This window comes from Nitrospinota bacterium (assembly GCA_027619975.1).
In the GTDB taxonomy this organism is placed as follows: domain Bacteria; phylum Nitrospinota; class Nitrospinia; order Nitrospinales; family VA-1; genus JADFGI01.
Window position 1 is genome coordinate 1 of the sequence record JAQCGX010000032.1, and the last position, 19,341, is coordinate 19,341.

The following is a 19,341-nucleotide window of genomic DNA, read 5'->3' on the forward strand; positions in this document are numbered from 1 at the left end:
TAAGGATAGGTCGCCTGTGCTACTTGGTTTTCTTAAATTAACAGTAAACTTGAAATTAACATTTTAAGGCCCCAAAAGTAGTTTTTCAGCAACCTGCTAAAACACTTCCCTATAGTCCTGTATCACTGACATTTAGGGTGTACCCATTTTGTCCGGGATAAGTTTTTATATTACAGTGAGGTCTATCTCTAATGGTAGGAAAGAAGGAGGCTGTTTTGATTAAATTTCTGCTCTCCTGCCGTGACCAGTAAGTCTGCAATTTTTAATGCGGACAGCCAAAGCCCATTAGAAACCTATAAAGTTAAGAAGCGATAGGTCTGGCATAAAGGGAGACTAAACGCAAAAATAAAGATGGGTTTAAAAATGAAGACTGCATGTCTTCGTTTTTTTCTCTTCATCTCAACAGTTTTCAAAATCCCCCTATTCCTCCTTTTTAGGTCTGGTCTTCTGGAACTGGTCGAACAGATCCATGGGGATGGGGACGAAGGTCGTGGTACTGCGCTCGGTGGACATGTCCACGAGGGTCTGCAGAAACCTCAGTTGCAGAGCCGGGGGATGCGCGCCGATCAGGTCCGCCGCTTCGCCGAGTTTCTGCGCCGCTTCGAATTCACCTTGGGCGTTGATCACCTTTGCCCGCCGTTCCCGTTCCGCTTCCGCCTGTTTGGCTAAGGCCCGCTGCATTTCCTGTGGCAGGTCCACATTCTTGACTTCTACATTAGCCACTTTTACGCCCCAGGGTTCGGTTTGCTCGTCGATCACCTTCTGCAGGTGCCCGTTGATCTCATCCCGCCGCGACAACAAATCATCCAGCTCGCTTTGCCCGAGGACGCTTCGGAGCGTCGTTTGCGACAATTGCGACGTGGCATAGAGGTAGTCCTCCACCTCGATGATGGCGCTTCGGGGGTCGATCACGCGGAAGTAAACCACGGCATTCACCTTCACCGTCACGTTGTCTTTGGTGATGATGTCCTGAGGCGGCACGTCCATGACCACGGTGCGCAAGCTGACTTTGACCATTTTCTGAATTCCGGGGACCACGATGATGAGGCCGGGGCCTTTGACTTTCCAGAATTTCCCCAAGAGAAAGATGACACCTCGCTCGTATTCCCGCAGGATTTTGACCGCGCTGAAGATCAGAAGGGCCAGTACAACGATTATTACCATGAAGCCATCCATAAGATTTCTCCTTTGAAATTTTCCGGGAACGGACCCCACCATAATAGCAGTTTTCAATTTCCTTATGTTAAAATTGAAGGGATGTGAAACTCCCGGAAAAATCAGGATCGTCAAATGATTTCACCGTTATTTAGATTGGCAATAGGCTTCGTTTTTTTATCGGGTTTGATTATTGCCCAGCCTGTGCTTGCCAATGAATCGCTCCTTCAAGTGTCCACAAAAAGTCAGGTGGATGACAGGGGAGGGGTGACGGTTTTTTTGACCCTTAAAAATACCGCCAGCAAACCTCTGTTTCACATTCATCCCATGTTCCATTTTCATCACACGAATGTGATGCTGCCGATGATCCCGAAACTGGAACCGGGACAAACGGTGACTCTGGAAAATAACGATCACCCCGCCGTGATGCGTGCAGGCCGCTATCCGCTGGTGGTGATGGCGCATTACAAGAGCGAGAAGGAACAATCGGTTGCATCCACTGTATTGCATACCGATTCGTTTTACTTTCAGGAGCCGGTGGTGTCGGTGGTCGAGGGCAGGATCGAATCTTCCGTTGAGTCGGGAGGGTCGGTTTTAAATGTCCTTTTGCAGAACAATTCCCAGGCGCTCAAAAATGTGCGCATGATGCTCTTATTGCCTCCGGGATTGATCGCGGAAAACTTCAAGGGGATGATGGGCTTCACTCTACAGGGCGGTGAGAGGAAATTTTTTCAAGTGCCGGTGGTCAAGGCGGCGGAAAGCCTGAACGGCAGTTACCCGGTGCATCTGATGATCGAATACGGGGAGAAACTGAAACACTACACGGGGGAGATTCGCGGCAGGATTGAATTCGGCCCCGTATTGGCCCCACGGGCGCTTGGTTTGCACATGGCAGTCATTGCCATTATGAGTCTGGGGCTTTATTGGATCTACCGGAAAAAATGGAAAGCGGCTCTCAATTTATAACCTGAAAAAGAATTTAGTTTTTTGCATTGAGCAGTTTCGCGACGACAACGGCGAGGGTGAACCAGCCGGTCATGAAGAAGAGACCGCCGAAGGGAGTTACGGGGCCAAAGAATCGCGGGCCGTCGAAGGCCAGCGCGTAGAGACTGCCGGAGAAAAGCACAATCCCGGTGGTGAAAAAGATGCCCACTTTCTTTAAAGCTTTTTCTCCAGCTTCGCCAAGGACTAAGACGAGAATTCCAACCAGAATGAGCGCCAGGGCATGATAGGCAAGGTAGTCGGTGGCGGTGTGGAAGGTTGCGAGTTTTTGTTCTGTCAGGCGATCCTTTAAGGAATGCGCTCCAAATGCGCCGAGCAAAACACTTAATCCGCCCAATCCTGCGCCCAGTGAAATCCAGTTCATGATTTGTATTCCTCCGTGGTCATCAGTGGTTTCCCGACCCCTCACCTGACCTCTCCCCTTGAAGGGGGCGAGGGATTTTAATAATTTCCTCTCCTCTGAGAGGAGAGGATTAAGGTGAGGAGGGATTTAATTATTCATTGGTTCCTTTGTGCCTCCGCTAGCCCACCATATTGTAACGCCGGGTCCGGTAATCGACTCCGAATTCTTTTTTGACGATTTCCTCGCAGGCGGTTTCATCCACGTCTTTCTGTTGGGTGACGATGGTGGCCTGTACTTTTGGAATATATTTTTTTGCCTCGGCGATGAACTCCTTGATCTTGTCGTAAATGCCGTTGCGGAACGCCGGCAGGGGGCGGCAGATTTCGTCGTAGGCTTCGGAGGTGTCGGTGTTCAAACTGACCGAAACCTCATCGATCAGCCCCTGAAGTTCCGGGAGGATGTTTCTTTTGTTGATGACGTTGCCGTGCCCGTTGGTGTTTAAGCGCACGCGGCCTCCGGCGGCTTTTATTTTTTTGGCTACCTCTTTGACGACATCGAGCCTCAGTGTCGGTTCGCCGTAGCCGCAGAACACCACCTCGTCGTATTTGGTCGGATCATCGATCGACTCCCAGACCTCCTGGGCCGTTGGTTCGCGGTCGAGCTTGAGATTGTAGCCTTGCACCACGGGACGGGTGAGACGTGTGCAGAACACGCAATCGTCCGTGCATCGCGTTGTCAGATTGAGGTAAAGCGAGTTGCGAATCTGGTAAGAAACCGTTCCCGTTGGCGCGTTTTTACCGATGCCGAACAATTCAAAGAAGTTCAGTTCCGTGGTCCGTTGAACGTCTTCCACCCGGAGTCCGCGTACCTCGGCAACCAACTGGGCGGTGTGGTGGACGAAAGAGGGTTCGTTGCGTTTGCCCCGGTTGGGGGCGGGTGTGAGGAACGGGCAGTCGGTCTCGACGAACAGGCGGTCGGCGGGAATGGTTTTTGCAACGGCGCGAAGCTCGTCCGATTTTTTAAACGTCACAGAGCCTGAGAAGGAGATATAAAATCCCATTTCCAGCGCTTTGTCCGCCAGTTTCTGGTCTCCGGAGAAACAATGAAAAATGCCGGAACGGGCTCTGTTATTAGGTTTGTAGAATTCGGACAATATGGAGATCATGTCTTCATTCGCGTCCCGGCAATGGATGATGATGGGTTTGTCGAGTTCTTTAGCCAGTTCCAGTTGATTTCTGAAATGCGTGCGTTGCAGATCCTGAGGCGAATAGTTTTTGAAATAGTCGAGACCGATTTCCCCCACCGCCACCATCCTGGGGTGGGCGAGCAGACGTCTCAGTTCGGCATACGTGGTATCGTCGATCGATTTGACGTCATGCGGATGGATGCCCGCCGTGGCATAAATGAAATCATATTGTTCCGCCAGCTCCAGCGAGCGGGCGCTACTTTCCACATCACAACCGATATTGAGGATGTAGTCCACGCCATTGGCGCGGGCACGCTCAATGACTTCGTCGCGGTCGGCGTCGTATTGGTCCATATCGAGATGGGCGTGGGTGTCGATGATCATCTTACACGCACTCCAGGCGGCAGTTCCTGGTCAAATCCCGCCAGAACGAGTTTCCCATCGGCAGAGCCAGCAAGGAGCATTCCCTGAGACTCAATTCCCATCAGTTTTACAGGTTTGAGGTTGGCCACCAGAACAACCGTTCGACCGATCAACTGGTCGGGCTCGTAGCCTTCGGCGATGCCGGCCAGCACCTGCCGCGTTTCCGTGCCGATGTCCACTTTCAACTGAATCAATTTTTTGGATTTTTTGACTTTCTCGGCTTCCAGAATTTTTCCGGTGCGAAGGTCGATCTTCATGAAATCGTCGATCGTCACCTGCTCGGCTAACCCCTCAGCCTTTGATTTCTCCGCGGCAGGTTCCCCCCCCGTTTCGGTGCCAAGGGTCACACTTTGCAGGATTTTTTCCGCATCCTTTTCTTCCATTCTCGGGAACAATTGCTCAGCCGATTGGGTTTGACTGCCGGGTTTCAACCCGCCCCATTGGGCAATGGATTCCATCCCCTGCTCAAGGGCGGAAGTTTCAATGCCCAATTGTTTCATCATGGATTCCGCGCTTTCCGGCATGAAGGGATAAACCAGGATGGCGATGGTTCGTAAGGCTTCGGCGCAATGGTACATCACCGTTTTGAGGCGTTCTTTGCCTTCATCGGTTTTGGCCAGGTTCCAGGGGCCGGTTTTCACGATGTACTGATTGCTGGCATCGACCAGCTCCCAGATGGTCGCGAGAATTTTGTGGTAGGCGAGTTCGTCATAGAGCGACTGCACCGCAGACAACGTTTGCGATGCTTTGCTCTTCAGCGCTTCGTCTTCCTCTCCGCCTGTGGACGGTTGCGGAATAGTCCCCTCAAAATATTTTCCGATCATGTTGGTTGTGCGGTTGAGGAGATTGCCCAGATTGTTGGCCAGATCGCTGTTGAGCCGCCCGATCAGCGCCTTGTGGGAAAAATCCCCATCCATTCCGAAAGACACTTCCCGCATCAGGAAATAGCGGATGACATCGACGCCGAACTGGTCGATCAATAAATTTGGTTCCACCACGTTGTGCAGGGATTTGGACATTTTTTGTCCGTTCACCGTCCACCAGCCATGCGCGTAAATATTTTTGGGAAGCGGCAGACCGATGGATTTGAGCATCGTGGACCAGTATACGGCATGAGTGGTCAGAATGTCTTTGCCGACCAGATGATGATCGGCAGGCCAGAATTCGCATTTGCGAATTTGATCGAGTGTTCCAAAGGTGGAGATGTAGTTGATCAACGCGTCGAACCAGACGTAGGTGACATAGCTGTCGTCGAAGGGCAGGGGGATGCCCCAGGGCATACGATCGACAGGACGGGAAATGCAAAGATCTTCCAACGGTTTGCTCAAAAACCCCAACACTTCATTTTTACGGGAAGCGGGTTGAATGAATGTTTCATTGGTCTTGATATGCTCGATCAGCCAATCCTGATACTGGCCCATTTTGAAGAAGTAATTGCTTTCGGTGATCTTCTCCACCTTGCGTCCGCATTCCGGGCAATTGCCTTTAACGAGATCCTTTTCCGTCCAGAACCTCTCATCGGGAATGCAATACCATCCCTCATAATTTTTCCGGTAGATTTCCCCTCTTTCCCAAAGTTGATTCAGAATTTCATGGACGACTTTCTTGTGCCGTTCCTCTGTCGTGCGGATGAAATCGTCATTGCAGATATTGAGACGCACCCAAAGTTCCTTAAACCGGCAATTGAGCTTGTCGACATGTTCCTGGGCATCCACACCCAGTTCTTTCGCCGCTTGATGGACTTTTTGCCCGTGCTCGTCGGTTCCGGTGAGGAAAAATACGTCGTATCCTTGCAGTTTTTTGTAACGGGAGACGACATCGGCGGCGATGGTGGTGTAGGCGTGCCCGATATGCGGCACATCGTTTACATAATAAATGGGCGTGGTGACAAAGAATTTTTTTCCGTTTTTTTGCATTGAGGTCGTTTCAAGTTTCAGGATTAAATTTGAGGTCTATTTGGGCAGTTTTTTCTGAAGGAAACCTTTCACTTCATTCAAATCGTAGGTCATTACATTATCATCCTCCAGACGGACAATAACTTTTTGTTCAAGGATCTGGTTTTTCATCACCTTGCCTGGGCCGTCGGGTGTGTCGAGCCGTGTTCCGTATTTAGGGAGGTCTTTAAGCAGTTCCCTGTAGGTTTGATGCTCATACTGGAGACAGCACATCAGGCGTCCGCAGACTCCGGAAATCTTGCTGGGGTTGAGTGCGAGCCCCTGATCTTTGGCCATTCTTATGGTCACCGGCGTGAACTCTTCGAGAAAGGTCGAACAGCAAAGAGACTCCCCGCAGATACCGTAACCACTGATCGATCGCGCTTCGTCCCGCACACCCACCTGTTTCATTTCGATCCGATGACGTAAATTCGAGGCCAGTTCCTTGATCAACAGGCGAAAATCAACGCGGCCTTCGGCGGTGAAAAAGAACATGGTTTTGTTGGCGGACGGAATGTGGACCACCCGGCTCAAATTCATCGGTAGTTTTAATTCTGTAATTTTTTGCAAACAAAGATGTTTCGCCCGGTTTTCCTGGGCTTCCCGTTTTTCATCTGCTTGCAGGTCATTGTCGTTAGCCGTCCGCAAGACTTTATGAAATGATTGGGGGCTTTCCTTGAGAAAATTTCCGATTTTATTGGAGGCAACAACTCCAATCTCCTGACCGTTGCCGGATTCGACGATGACCGACATGCCAACACGGAGTTGAAGAGTGCCGGGGTCATACAGTTCGGATTTTCCCTTGTCCCGGACGCGGATTCCTATGAGGAACCGTGGGCCGGATTTTTCCTGGACTGGAGCCGGGGACTCTTGAGTTAGTAGATTCATCTCTTTTATTTTTCAGAAGGTATTAAGTGGCTTCACAAAACTGAATCAGCATATGATCAAGCGAAAGCTGCAGGTTGGCGTTGCCGGTTAATGCTGATTTGGTTTTCAGCACCGAATCAAACATGGTGGTCAGAGCTCCCAACGTTTTTTGGGCTGCCAAAGGTTGTAAACGGTCCAAAATGTCCTGGTTGAGAATCCGGGTGTTTGCTCCTGGATTTTTCAGGACCGCCAGGTCGCGCACCAGACTCAGCATTTCGTCCAGCAAAGATTGTATTTGGGCCGGCTGTTTGGCCCAAAGTCTAGTCCATTTGAAAATCACATCCATGCGTTTGAAAGACACTTTTTCCAACAGGTTCAATACATCTTCCCGGTAATTCTGGGTGGTCGCAATATCTTCCTCTAAAGCCTTGTTGACTTGACCCATGGATCGTAAGGCCCTCAACTCTAATCCTTCCTCATTAACGTCCCCGGTTTCTGATTCCTGGGTTTGTTGAAGGATTTGTTTGACCTCTTCCGAAGTCAAGGGGTGAAACTTTACTCCCTGGCAACGGGAGACAATCGTCGGAAGCAATCGATACGGATTTTGGGTGATCAGGATAAGGACCGTAGCCGATGGCGGTTCCTCCAGTGTTTTTAAAAAGCTATTGGCGGCCTGTGGATTCATGGACTCAGCGCCATCGATGATTGCTACCTTGGTTTTTCCTTCATAAGGCAGGTAGGCCAGCTTCTTTTGCAATTCACGAATTTCTTCGACCTTTATAAGAGCGTCTCTTCCCGAGGGCGAACTTTTTCCCGGTTCGAGAAGAAAAAAGTCAGGGTGGATGCGTTGAGCTATTTTTCGGCAGGAGGAGCAATTGTCACAGCACTCCAGTGGGCCGGAAACCTCACAATTCAAGGTTTTGGCAAATTCGATCGCAGTGAGCTTTTTCCCTATGCTTTCAGGACCATAGAATAAATAAGCGTGCGCTACGCTATTGTCCTGAAGCGCATTTTGGATGATTCTTTTGGGCTGGTCCTGACCCAGAATCCGTTGGAATGACATTTTTCTATATAGGTTTCAATCTCTTCCATTTTTCAGCAGAAATGAGAACGGGAATTTCCAAGGTTGATAATTTTTTATTTAAAATCGGAAAGTTAAAACGCCTTCCTCTCGCTTTTGAGGCGACCCCTCTTCTCTTTTGGGGCATCGCCTCAGAACTCGGTTTATCTTAATACAGCCGCCAGGTGGAGTAAATGAAAAACCATCGATGCGATATGTGGGGGATTCTTTATGAGGATATTGATATTGAGAAAGAGTTGAAAACTCGAGTAACTTGATGGTTTGTATTGAAAATGGATTAATAATCTGGTAATAATCGCTCTCGTTTTGTTACCATGTAAAGGTAACTGTTTCTCCTTATAAATATACCGATGGGATAGCTCATGGCCGTTAAAGAAAAGGAAAAAAGGAGCGTACAAAGAAAACGAAAACCGAAAATAATGGCGGTCATTAACGATGCCTGCACTGGTTGCGGTGGATCCCCGATCTGTATCACCGAGTGTCCCGTTGATAGCTGTATGTATGAGGTCGAGAACCCGGACGCTCCTATATTCAATCGTGTTGAGGTGGACGCACTTTTATGTATCGGTTGTAAAAAGTGCATCAGCAAGGGGCCCATGGACACGTTTTTGGAAGGATGCCCGTGGGATGCCATTGATATGGTTCCAATTGATGAGTATGAGGAGAAGTATGGGGTGCTTCCCTACTAACAAGAAATTTTAGTCAAATCACTTTCCCGTTTAGGCCATTAAGTATTCTTACCTTTGGTGATCATCAAAAAAATAATTCGGAAAACTTTTTTGGACAAACAAAACAGGTTGTTGTACTATAGCCCCGCATTTTCCTTTTAGGCTGTTTCCCCAAAAAAATATAATGAACAAAAGCAACGACTTCCGTCAGGGCTTGGGCGTAGCATTCAGGTTAGGGACGGAAATGACGGTTGCGACAGGCTTGGGCGCAGTTATGGGGTATGGCGTAGACCATTATTTTGGAACAAAACCCTGGGGGATTGCAGTGGGTGTTGTATTAGGGGGAGCTGCAGGGATGCTCAATGTCTACTGGGCCGCCCAGGCTATGACAAAAGAACTCGAAAACAGCGATCAAGAAAAAAATAACGACTAAAGACAAGGACGATCAAAATAAACTATGGAAAGTCCCTTACATCATTTTGAACTGCATGCCATCATTCCCTTAAGCGTTATGGGGGTTGATATTTCCATCAACAAGGCGGTCATCGCCATGTGGGTGGGGTTGGTCATAGTATTCGGGTTGTTCATGCTGGTCGTGAATAGAGGGACGAAAGTGGTGCCGGGAAAACTGCAAAGCGTGTTTGAAATCGCTTTGGAGTTTATCAAGGGCATGGTGGATGAATTTATCGGCAAGGAAGAAGGCAAGAAGTATTTTTCGTTTGTGGCCACAGTGTTCATTTTTATTTTGACGTGCAACCTGATCGGGTTGGTTCCGGGGTCTTACACCATCACCAGCCAGATTGCTGTCACCGGCGTGTTTGCGGTGGGCATTTTCTTGATGACACTGGTGATCGGGTTCGCAAAGCACGGGTTGCATTTTCTTACTATTTTGGTCCCTCCCGGAATTCCTAAAGTCATGATTCCGGTCATGATTCCCATAGAAATTATAAGTATGCTGGCCCGTCCCCTGTCCCTTTCCGTGCGGTTGTTTGCGAACATGACGGCAGGGCATACGGTTTTGGCCGTTCTGTTTGGACTGGCAATGAGTGCATCCCTGTGGATCGGGTGGATGCCATTTGGGTTTACGGTAATCATCAACGGATTGGAAATCGCGATTGCCTTTATTCAAGCCTATATCTTCACCACTCTGACGTGTGTTTATATTGGCGACGTGATCAAGTTACATTAATTATTGTGAAAAAAGGAGATTGAGCATGGATGCAGGAGCAGCAGCATTTATTGGCATGGGGTTGTGTGCGGCGGGTTTTTTTGGCGCTGCTTTGGGAATTGCCTATATTTTTGCAAAAACCATTGAAACTGTTGGTCGTCAGCCAAACGCCGAAGCGCGTGTGGCGAAATACTGCTGGATCGGGTTTGCGCTGGTTGAGGCGATTGCTCTTTACGCCCTGGTCATTGCATTTATCATCATGCCTTAGATCAGGTTTTATTTTTCTGGAAAAGGGTTTTCTTTTTATGAAACCCGTTCCACGTTCTAACACTTCCTTTTTCGATTGAAAGGGATACGATGCCACAGTTTGAGCAAGTCGAAGTTTTCAGTTCTCTTATTTTTTGGTCTTTGCTTTCTTTTGGCCTGTTGTTTGTGCTTCTGAAGAAGTATGCCTTCCCGCCAATTCTGGATGCCCTTGATGACCGTGAGAAAAAGATTCGTGCGGATATCGAAGGCGCCGAGAAATTAAAGCAAAATGCGACCGAAGTTATGGAAGACCTGGAACGGGAACTCAAGAACGCTCATGAAAAAGCCACCACCATTGTGCAGATGGCGACCGGTGAGGCCAAGAAAATTCAGGAGAAAACGCTTGAGGAGACGCAGGCCAAGGTGAAGCAGATGCAGAATGATATGGAGAGGGAGATTGAAGCCTCTCGCAATAAACTTCTGGGGGAGATTCGCAGTTACACGGCGGCTTTAACGATCGCATCGACCGAGAAATTTCTGAAAAAAACGATGGATGCGGCGGATAGGAAAAAACTCGCCGAAGAATCCATTGAAGAGGTTATTAGAGAAATGCAGCAAGGGCGAATGAATTGATGGTAATGAATTCAGGTTCTGCAACTCAAGAGACTGTGAAAAATGATTGAAAATTTGATAGGCAAACGATATGCCGAGGCGCTGTCCAGCAGCGTCAAGGACGATTCCCTGCTGAACTCGGTTCTGGAGAATTTGCAAGCGATTCAGAGTGCGTTTGCGGGGCAGAATCAATTGTCCGGAATTTTTGCGAACCCCGCCATCCCACTGGAAAAGAAAAACAACCTGGTCGGCGCCTTGTGCGATCGGCTGAAGGTGGAGCAGGGAGTGCGTAATTTGATGTTGATGTTGTCGGAGAGAAATAAGGTCCTCTTCCTCAAAAATATATCCGAATATTTTGAGAAAATCGTTGATCGCAGGCTGAATCAGATACGGGTATCCGTTCGTTCGGCGGACAACTTGACAAGTGACAATATCGAGCGGTTGCGATCGGCCTTGAGCAATAATTTTGGTAAGACGGTTTTGATTGATACTCACGTGGATGAGTCTCTGATAGGCGGCGTTCAGCTGAAAATCGGAGATCAGGTTGCCGATGCGACCATCAAAAATCGCCTAACGCTATTAAAACAAAAATTGGAAAAAGAGGAGGTAGCCTAAGTGAGTTTGCGAGCCGATGAGATTAGTTCTCTGATCGAAAAACAGATCCAGGGGTTTGAAGACAGTGTCGAGCTCAAAGAAACGGGTCGCGTGATTTCGGTTGGAGACGGTATTGCCCGTATCTATGGGTTGGAAAATGCGATGTCCGGCGAACTTTTGGAATTTCCTGGCGGTTTGGTCGGCATGGTGCTGAACCTGGAAGAAGATAATGTGGGCGCCATTCTCCTTGGATTCGACAGCGATATTAAAGAAGGCGATGAAGTCAAGCGCACCGGCCGCATCATGGAAGTTCCCATCGGTCCGGAGTTGATCGGTCGAGTGGTGAACGGCCTCGGAGAGCCTATTGACGGTCGCGGTCCTGTGAAGACCAGTAAGTTTGGTCCTATTGAGCGTATTGCACCCGGCGTCATCGACCGAAAATCCGTACACGAGCCCATGCAGACCGGAATCAAGGCGATTGACGGGATGATCCCGATCGGTCGTGGTCAACGGGAATTGATCATTGGCGATCGGCAGACCGGAAAAACAGCGGTTGCGATTGACACCATCATCAATCAAAAGGGTCAGAACGTATTCTGTATTTATGTGGCTGTTGGTCAAAAACGTTCCACAGTGGCCCGCGTGGTTAAAACCCTGGAGCAACATGGGGCGATGAAATACACCATTGTTGTTTCGGCATCTGCCAGTGAGCCGGCTCCCATGCAGTTCATTGCACCTTATGCGGGTTGTGCGATGGGTGAATATTTCCGCGATAACGGGCAGCATTGTCTTATCGTTTATGACGATCTGACCAAACAGGCCGCGGCGTATCGCCAGTTATCCCTTTTGCTGAGACGTCCTCCGGGACGCGAAGCTTATCCGGGAGACGTGTTTTTTCTCCATTCACGATTGCTCGAACGGTCCGCCAAGGTCAGTGATGAACTGGGCGCGGGTTCCATGACGGCTCTTCCTATCATCGAAACCCAGGCGGGTGACGTTTCGGCGTATATCCCGACCAATGTAATTTCCATTACCGACGGTCAGATCTTTTTGGAAACCGATCTTTTCTTTTCGGGGGTCCGGCCTGCGATCAACGTTGGATTGTCGGTTTCCCGTGTTGGCGGCGCCGCTCAGATCAAGGCCATGAAACAGGTGGCCGGTCAGTTGCGGCTCGATCTGGCTCAGTACCGTGAAATGGCGGCATTTGCCCAGTTTGGCAGTGACCTCGACGCCGCGACTCAGTCACAGTTGTCGCGGGGCGAACGGCTGGTTGAAATCCTGAAACAGGATCAGTACAAGCCGCTTTCCGTGGCCCAGCAGATCATTGCAATATTTGTGGGTGTGCGCGGATTGTTGGAAGACATTGCCGTAAAGGATGTTAAGAAATTTGAAAGTGGTTTGTTGAATTTTATTGGTGAAAAATATCCTGACATCATCAGCGGCATTGAAAAAGAAAAGAAGCTGGACGATGCAACGGAAGCCAAGCTGAAGGAAGTCATCGCGGAATACAAGGGGTTATTCTAAACACAAGCCATGCCTAACTTAAAAGACATCAAGCGAAGAATCAAGAGCGTCAAGAACACCCAGCAGATCACCAAGGCCATGAAGCTGGTTGCCGCTTCCAAGTTGCGCAGGGCGCAGAAAGCCATTCAGGATGCGCGGCCTTATGCTCTGAAATTGCGGGATGTGTTGAATCACATCTCTGCTCGGTGCGATTCAGACCTGCATGCCCTCCTCAACCAACGTGACGGTGAAAATATCCTGGTGATGGTGGTGACGGCGGATAAAGGCTTGTGTGGCGGGTTCAACGGCAATATTGTTCGCCGGGCCGCAAAAGTAATCGCTGAAAACCAGGGTAAGAATTTGAGTCTGGTGCTGGCCGGCAAAAAGGGAAAGGATTATTTTAAACATCGGACCACTAGAATCGCCCATGAGTTCATCGACTGGACCCGTGATTTCAATTATGCCAAAGCCCAGGAGATCGGCGAACTTCTTGCCGGGATGTTTATTGATAAAAAGGTCGATAGAATTTTTATGGTTTACAACGAGTTCAAGTCGGTCATGCAACAGGAAGTGGTCGTCGAGCAACTCCTGCCCGTTGTTCCCGAACCTCTGGAAGCAGTGAAAGAAACGGATCATGTGCCGGAATATATTTATGAACCTGATGAAGAGTCCATTCTGGATGCACTTTTACAGCGGTATATGACCGTGCAAGTGTATCGTGCGTTGCTGGAGTCCAGCGCCAGTGAGCAGGGGGCTCGGATGACGGCGATGGACAATGCCTCGCGGAATGCCGGTGATATGATCAACGGCCTGAGCTTGACGTACAATAAAGCCCGGCAGGCCTATATCACCAAAGAATTAATAGAAATCGTAAACGGGGCCGAAGCGTTAAAGTCCTGATGACAGGAAATTCAAGAATCGTGGAGGAAGGATCTCAATGAGCGGAAAAAATATTGGAAAAATCTCCCAGGTGATGGGTCCCGTTGTGGATGTTAGCTTTGCAGACGGAACATTGCCCGCATTGTACAATGCGGTCCGCATCAAAAACCCCATTGAGGGGGAGGGAGACATTGTTTGTGAAGTGGCACTGCATCTTGGCAACAACTCGGTTCGTACCGTTTCCATGCACCCGACAGACGGATTGGTCCGCGGCATGGATGTGGAAGATTCCGGCGCACCGATCACCGTTCCGGTTGGAGAAGAAGTCCTGGGGCGAATTTTGAATGTTGTCGGGGAACCTGCCGATAAAAAGCCTCCTGTGCAGTCCAAGGAACGATGGAGCATTCATCGCGATGCGCCTTCCTTCGAGGAACAAGACACCAAAATGGAAATGCTGGAAACCGGGATCAAGGTCATTGACCTTCTCGAGCCTTATCTCAAGGGCGGAAAAACCGGACTTTTCGGTGGCGCGGGCGTGGGCAAGACCGTTCTCATCATGGAATTGATCCGTAATATCGGCGCTGAGCACAGTGGCTATTCGGTGTTTGCTGGAGTTGGCGAAAGAACCCGTGAAGGAAACGATCTTTATCATGAGATGGTGGATTCCAATGTTATCGACAAAACCGCGCTGATCTATGGCCAGATGACGGAGCCTCCCGGCGCTCGAATGCGTGTCGCATTGACGGGCTTGACGATGGCGGAGTATTTCCGTGATGTTGGCGGACAAGACGTACTGCTGTTCATCGATAATATTTTCCGTTTCTCCCAGGCAGGGTCGGAAGTATCCGCTCTGTTGGGGCGTATCCCCTCGGCGGTTGGTTATCAACCGACACTGGCTACGGAAATGGGCAACCTGCAGGAACGCATCACATCCACTAAAAAGGGCTCGATCACGTCCGTACAGGCAGTTTATGTTCCTGCCGATGACTTGACCGATCCGGCTCCGGCGACGACGTTCGCGCATCTCGATGCGACCACCGTTTTGAACCGGCGCATCTCGGAGCTTGGAATTTATCCTGCCGTTGATCCCCTGGATTCTACGTCCCGCATCCTTGACCCTGAGATTTTAGGTAATGATCATTACAATGTGGCTCGTGGAGTTCAAAAAGTTCTTCAGCGCTATAAAGATCTTCAGGACATCATTGCAATTCTCGGAATGGACGAACTGTCGGAAGAAGACAAAGCGACTGTTATGCGCGCCCGGAAAATTCAGAAATATCTATCACAACCCTTTTTCGTCGCCGAAGTTTTTACCGGCTCACCAGGGAAATATGTAAAAGTGAAAGATACCGTCGAAGGTTTCAAGGAAATCCTGGAAGGGCGAATGGACGATGTGTCCGAGCAGGCTTTCTATATGGTTGGCAACCTTGATGAAGTTATGGAAAAAGAAAAGAAATTGAAAGCGAAATCCTGATATGGCCGATCAACTGACATTGAGTATCGTGACCCCCGAGAAGCTGGTGGTCAATGAGGAAGTGGACCAGGTCAACGTCCCCGGTTCGGAAGGGGATCTGGGCATCCTTTACGGTCACGCGCCCATTATCACCAACCTGCGCCCCGGATCTCTGTCCTACGAAAAGGGAGAGCAAACCACTCAGCTTATCGTGAGCGGCGGGTATCTGGAAGTGACCGATAACCGGGTGATCATTTTGGCCGAGGCCGCCGAATTTTCCCATGAGGTCGACCGGGAACGGGCGGAAAGTGCGAAAGTCAAAGCGGAAAAAATTCTCGGTCAGACCGATCTCACCGACGAAGCGTTTAAAGAAGCCCAGGACGACCTGTTCCGCGCCGTGGCCCGTTTGGAGCATACGAAAGACTAAGACCCCAGTAGGAGGCATTCCACCCTTTACCCTATTTCTCAAGAACTTCCTTTAAATACTGTCCGGTGAAGGAATTTTTATTCTGACTCACCGCTTCCGGAGTTCCCTCCGCGAGAATCTGGCCGCCATTATCTCCCCCCTCAGGTCCGAGATCGATAATATGATCCGCCGTTTTGATGACATCCAAATTGTGTTCAATGATGACCACGGTATTGCCTGCATCCACCAGTTTTGAAATAACGACGAGGAGCTGTTCGATATCGGCGAAATGCAGTCCCGTTGTCGGCTCATCTAAAATATAGAGGGTTTGCCCGGTACTGCGTTTGCTCAATTCTTTGGAGAGCTTCACGCGTTGCGCCTCGCCGCCGGATAGCGTGGTGGCCGGCTGGCCCAGATGGATATAATCGAGACCCACCTCGACCAGAGTTTGCAGTTTGATTTTGACGCCGGGGATATTTTTAAAAAATTCGGCGGCTTCCTCCACCGTCATCTCCAGCACATCGGCGATGTTCTTGCCTTTATAAAGAATTTCCTGAGTTTCCCGGTTGAACCGTTTGCCCTTGCAAACTTCGCAGGTGACGAACACATCGGGAAGAAAATGCATTTCGACTTTCAACACGCCGTCGCCCTGACAGGCTTCACAGCGGCCGCCCTTGACGTTAAAGCTGAATCTGCCGGGTTTGTATCCACGGACTCTGGCTTCCGGAACCTGGCTGAACAACTCGCGAATGAGGGTGAAGACCCCCGTATAAGTGGCCGGGTTGGAGCGGGGGGTTCTGCCGATGGGTGACTGATCGATATCGATTACTTTGTCGAGGTATTGAATGCCGGTGATTTTTTCAAAATTTCCGGGCTTGTCGGTGGACCTCCAGAAATGCTGGGACAGGGCTTTAAAGAGGATATCTATGATCAGGGTGCTTTTTCCGGAACCGGACACCCCGGTCACGCACACGAGAGTTCCCAGGGGAATTTCGACATGCACATTTTTGAGGTTGTTTTGTCGGGCTCCCGTGATGGTGAGGGTTTTCCCGTTGCCCTTGCGGCGGGTTTTGGGAAGCGGAATTTTCTTTCTGCCCGAAAGGTATTGCCCGGTGAGGGAATTTTTATCTTTCAGCATTTTTTCAGGTGGCCCGGTAAATACCACATGGCCTCCATGCCGACCCGCGCCCGGTCCCAGGTCGACGACGTGGTCGCAAGCGAGAATGGTCTTTTCATCGTGCTCGACCACGATCACCGTGTTTCCCAGATCCCGAAGCCGGGTCAGGGTGTTTAACAGACGGTCGTTGTCCCGCTGGTGCAGGCCGATGCTCGGTTCATCCAACACATACAGGACCCCCATGAGACTGGAGCCGATTTGCGTCGCCAGGCGGATGCGCTGGCTCTCTCCTCCGGAAAGCGTGGCGGCGGAACGGCCCAGGGTCAGGTAGTTGAGTCCTACGTTGCACAGGAACCCGAGCCTTTCCTTGACTTCCTTGACGATTCTGCGGGCGATGGATTGTTCCTGCGTTGTCAGTTTGAGTTGGTCAAAAAAATCCGCCAGCCGGGTGATCGACAGGGCCGTCAGCGCCACGATGTTTTGGCCGCCGATGCGGACGGACAGGGCTTCTTTTTTCAAACGGGTGCCGTTGCACATTGAGCAGGGCAGGGGGCGCATGTATTTGGCGATGTCCTCGCGTATGGAATGGGAATCGGTTTCGCGGTAACGCCGTTCCAGTTCGGGGATGATCCCGTCGAAGGTTCCCGTGTAAAAGTGACGGCGATTGTCCTTTTCATAATAATACTGGATCTCTTCCTTACCTGCGCCGTACAAAAGGGTTTTTTGTATATCTTTTGGCAGATCCTTGAATGGCTTGGTGAGTTTGAATTTAAAATGCGTGGCGATGGTGTCCAGCATTTGATGAAAGGGCATGGAGTTTTTATTTTCCCAAGGCTTGAAAGCTCCGTCACGAAGGGACAAACCGGGGTCGGGAACCACCAGATCGGGATCGATCACCATCTTGTTTCCCAGTCCATCGCATTTCGAGCAGGCTCCATTAGGATTATTGAAAGAAAACAGCCGTGGTTCCAGTTCGGGATAACTGATGCCGCAGTAATTGCAGGCGAATTTTTCGCTGAACAGCAATTCCTTGCCGGATCCGTTTTCGCCGAGGATGGATACGACCAGTGATCCCTCTCCCTGAATGAGGCCCATCTCCACCGAGTCTGCCAGGCGTTTGCCCATGTTTTCTTTAATGACCAGACGGTCCACCACCGCTTCAATCGTGTGCTTGAACTTTTTATCCAGCACGATTTCTTCGTCGAGAGACACGACATTGCCATTGACCCGTGCGCGGACGAATCCATTTCTTCGCAGTCCGGCCAACTCTTTTTTAAATTCACCCTTTCGATTCTGGACCAGTGGAGAGAGGATGATGATTTTTTCTCCCAGGGGAATCTCTTGCACCTGGTCGGTGATTTGTTGCACCGTTTGCGAAGAGATGCGGCGGTCGCATCCGTAACAAAACACCTGCCCGACACGGGCGAACAAGAGCCGCAGATAATCGTAAATTTCAGTGACGGTGCCCACCGTGGACCGTGGGTTCCGGCTCGACGTTTTCTGCTCGATGGAAATGGCAGGGGAAAGCCCCTCGATAGAATCGACGTCCGGCTTTTCCATCAATTCCAGAAATTGACGGGCGTAAGCGGAAAGAGATTCCACATAGCGGCGTTGTCCCTCGGCATAGATGGTGTCGAAGGCCAGCGAAGATTTGCCGGAACCGCTCAAGCCGGTGATGACCACCAGCTTGTTTCTCGGAAGCGTCAGGGAAATATTTTTGAGGTTGTGTTCTCGTGCGCCTTTAATTATTAGACTGTCTGATGCCATTTATTAAATAAGGAGTTAAGAATTTAGAATATAGAATAGAAAAAAATGGATGGAATTGAATTATACATCACCAAATAGCTATCGTCTCTTTTCAATTTCCTGGTAGGCAAGTGTATCCATTAAGCTTTCTTCGTTTCCAAAAAGTGAGAAAGCGTTAATGTTCATGAGGTCAAGTTTCCTCAGAACCTTTTTTCTCTCCGTGGAGGGAATAATATACTTCCTTAGGAAGTCTTGACTGTCACCAAATGTAACTTTTTCGTGACTGGTAAAAATTCTGTTATTGGGGTTACCGTAAACAAATCCGCTACCTGTAGGCTCAATAAAGCAAACTGTGTACTCACCTTGCTGTTGATAATGTCTTTTGTGTGCCACTACGTCAGAACCTAACCCTAAAATTTGAGGCGTATTTGAACTCGCCGATTTAAACCAGAGCTCTTTTTCCAAAAATGAATAAATAGCAACGTCCTCATCCATCTCATCCTTTGAGTCATTGAATGCAAAATAGCCGCTCACGTAAGGAGAACGCGTCCAATCCAATAAGGGTGATGGAAAACCATGATGCCGTATATAAATCATGAATTCATAATAAGAAGGTTCTTTAGCTAATGGATCATTGGAAAATTTTTCAAACTCAGGCTTGTTTGCCAGTGAATTAATCGCGGGCTTAACAGCCTTAAGAATATTTAAATATTCTTCCTGAGAGTATTCCCGCTTAGTCACCTTTTTATCTCTAACATATCTTTCAAGAGTTGTTTCCAATGGCCAACAAGCGTTTTTTTGGCCTCTAAATAAAAGGTTAGGAACCTTAGGGTAACTTTTTTTTAATTCCTCATGAGATTGGTATTCCTCCTCAATTGCATCTTCAAATTCTTCCCAACTTTTTAAAGGAATTTTCTTTATGCTAGAATTTTTATCTTTCTTTGATTCATGAGACATG

At 49.3% G+C, this 19,341-nt stretch carries 19 protein-coding genes; 11 read left to right on the forward strand and 8 right to left on the reverse strand.

What is annotated here, in order from left to right:
• Positions 1-420: 420 nt before the first annotated feature.
• A complete protein-coding gene (locus O3C58_11180; protein MDA0692415.1) occupies positions 421-1,176 on the reverse strand; it encodes a slipin family protein in 756 nt (251 codons plus the stop codon).
• Between the two features lie 114 nt (positions 1,177-1,290).
• On the opposite strand from O3C58_11180, the gene O3C58_11185 reads away from it, so the two are divergent.
• On the forward strand, positions 1,291-2,121 hold the full coding sequence (locus O3C58_11185) for a hypothetical protein (GenBank protein ID MDA0692416.1): 831 nt from the start codon (positions 1,291-1,293) through the stop codon (positions 2,119-2,121).
• A gap of 13 nt (positions 2,122-2,134) precedes the next feature.
• Here O3C58_11185 and O3C58_11190 read toward each other — a convergent pair whose 3' ends face one another.
• The 5 genes from O3C58_11190 to holB form a co-directional block, all read right to left on the reverse strand.
• Positions 2,135-2,521, reverse strand: a complete 387-nt coding sequence (locus O3C58_11190) for a DUF423 domain-containing protein (GenBank protein ID MDA0692417.1) — start codon at positions 2,519-2,521, stop codon at positions 2,135-2,137.
• A 157-nt stretch (positions 2,522-2,678) separates the two neighbouring features.
• Entirely contained in the window at positions 2,679-4,070 is a 1,392-nt protein-coding gene (locus tag O3C58_11195; GenBank protein ID MDA0692418.1) for a YchF/TatD family DNA exonuclease, read from the reverse strand.
• Entirely contained in the window at positions 4,067-6,025 is a 1,959-nt protein-coding gene (metG, locus tag O3C58_11200) for a methionine--tRNA ligase (protein ID MDA0692419.1), read from the reverse strand. Before metG ends, O3C58_11195 begins: the two co-directional genes overlap by 4 nt.
• A gap of 36 nt (positions 6,026-6,061) precedes the next feature.
• Entirely contained in the window at positions 6,062-6,931 is an 870-nt protein-coding gene (gene ricT / locus O3C58_11205) for a regulatory iron-sulfur-containing complex subunit RicT (GenBank protein MDA0692420.1), read from the reverse strand.
• 22 nt (positions 6,932-6,953) lie between these two features.
• The gene (gene holB / locus O3C58_11210; protein ID MDA0692421.1) at positions 6,954-7,973 is read right to left on the reverse strand and encodes a DNA polymerase III subunit delta'; all 1,020 of its coding nucleotides are present in this window, start codon (positions 7,971-7,973) and stop codon (positions 6,954-6,956) included.
• A gap of 380 nt (positions 7,974-8,353) precedes the next feature.
• Between holB and O3C58_11215 the strand changes: the two genes are divergently transcribed.
• The 10 genes from O3C58_11215 to O3C58_11260 all read left to right on the forward strand — a co-directional run bounded on the left by O3C58_11215 (position 8,354) and on the right by O3C58_11260 (position 15,541).
• Positions 8,354-8,680, forward strand: coding sequence for a 4Fe-4S ferredoxin (locus O3C58_11215; GenBank protein ID MDA0692422.1), 327 nt, complete (start codon positions 8,354-8,356; stop codon positions 8,678-8,680).
• Positions 8,681-8,843: 163 nt separating this feature from the next.
• The gene (locus O3C58_11220) at positions 8,844-9,092 is read left to right on the forward strand and encodes an AtpZ/AtpI family protein (protein MDA0692423.1); all 249 of its coding nucleotides are present in this window, start codon (positions 8,844-8,846) and stop codon (positions 9,090-9,092) included.
• 24 nt (positions 9,093-9,116) lie between these two features.
• The gene (locus O3C58_11225; protein ID MDA0692424.1) at positions 9,117-9,848 is read left to right on the forward strand and encodes a F0F1 ATP synthase subunit A; all 732 of its coding nucleotides are present in this window, start codon (positions 9,117-9,119) and stop codon (positions 9,846-9,848) included.
• Positions 9,849-9,873: 25 nt separating this feature from the next.
• Positions 9,874-10,095, forward strand: a complete 222-nt coding sequence (gene atpE, locus O3C58_11230; protein ID MDA0692425.1) for an ATP synthase F0 subunit C — start codon at positions 9,874-9,876, stop codon at positions 10,093-10,095.
• An 89-nt stretch (positions 10,096-10,184) separates the two neighbouring features.
• Positions 10,185-10,706 carry a F0F1 ATP synthase subunit B gene (atpF, locus tag O3C58_11235; protein MDA0692426.1) on the forward strand — a complete coding sequence of 174 codons (522 nt, stop codon included), beginning with the start codon at positions 10,185-10,187 and terminating at the stop codon, positions 10,704-10,706.
• A 42-nt stretch (positions 10,707-10,748) separates the two neighbouring features.
• Positions 10,749-11,300, forward strand: coding sequence for an ATP synthase F1 subunit delta (atpH, locus tag O3C58_11240; GenBank protein ID MDA0692427.1), 552 nt, complete (start codon positions 10,749-10,751; stop codon positions 11,298-11,300).
• On the forward strand, positions 11,301-12,803 hold the full coding sequence (gene atpA, locus O3C58_11245; protein MDA0692428.1) for a F0F1 ATP synthase subunit alpha: 1,503 nt from the start codon (positions 11,301-11,303) through the stop codon (positions 12,801-12,803). It abuts the gene before it with no gap.
• A 9-nt stretch (positions 12,804-12,812) separates the two neighbouring features.
• A complete protein-coding gene (gene atpG / locus O3C58_11250; protein MDA0692429.1) occupies positions 12,813-13,682 on the forward strand; it encodes an ATP synthase F1 subunit gamma in 870 nt (289 codons plus the stop codon).
• Between the two features lie 37 nt (positions 13,683-13,719).
• Positions 13,720-15,135 carry a F0F1 ATP synthase subunit beta gene (atpD, locus tag O3C58_11255; protein ID MDA0692430.1) on the forward strand — a complete coding sequence of 472 codons (1,416 nt, stop codon included), beginning with the start codon at positions 13,720-13,722 and terminating at the stop codon, positions 15,133-15,135.
• A gap of 1 nt (position 15,136) precedes the next feature.
• Complete coding sequence (locus O3C58_11260) at positions 15,137-15,541, forward strand: F0F1 ATP synthase subunit epsilon (protein ID MDA0692431.1); 405 nt, start codon at positions 15,137-15,139, stop codon at positions 15,539-15,541.
• A 31-nt stretch (positions 15,542-15,572) separates the two neighbouring features.
• On the opposite strand, the gene uvrA is transcribed toward O3C58_11260, so the two are convergent.
• Positions 15,573-18,404, reverse strand: coding sequence for an excinuclease ABC subunit UvrA (gene uvrA / locus O3C58_11265; protein MDA0692432.1), 2,832 nt, complete (start codon positions 18,402-18,404; stop codon positions 15,573-15,575).
• A gap of 78 nt (positions 18,405-18,482) precedes the next feature.
• The gene (locus O3C58_11270) at positions 18,483-19,340 is read right to left on the reverse strand and encodes an FRG domain-containing protein (GenBank protein MDA0692433.1); all 858 of its coding nucleotides are present in this window, start codon (positions 19,338-19,340) and stop codon (positions 18,483-18,485) included.
• Between the last annotated feature and the right edge of the window lies 1 nt (position 19,341).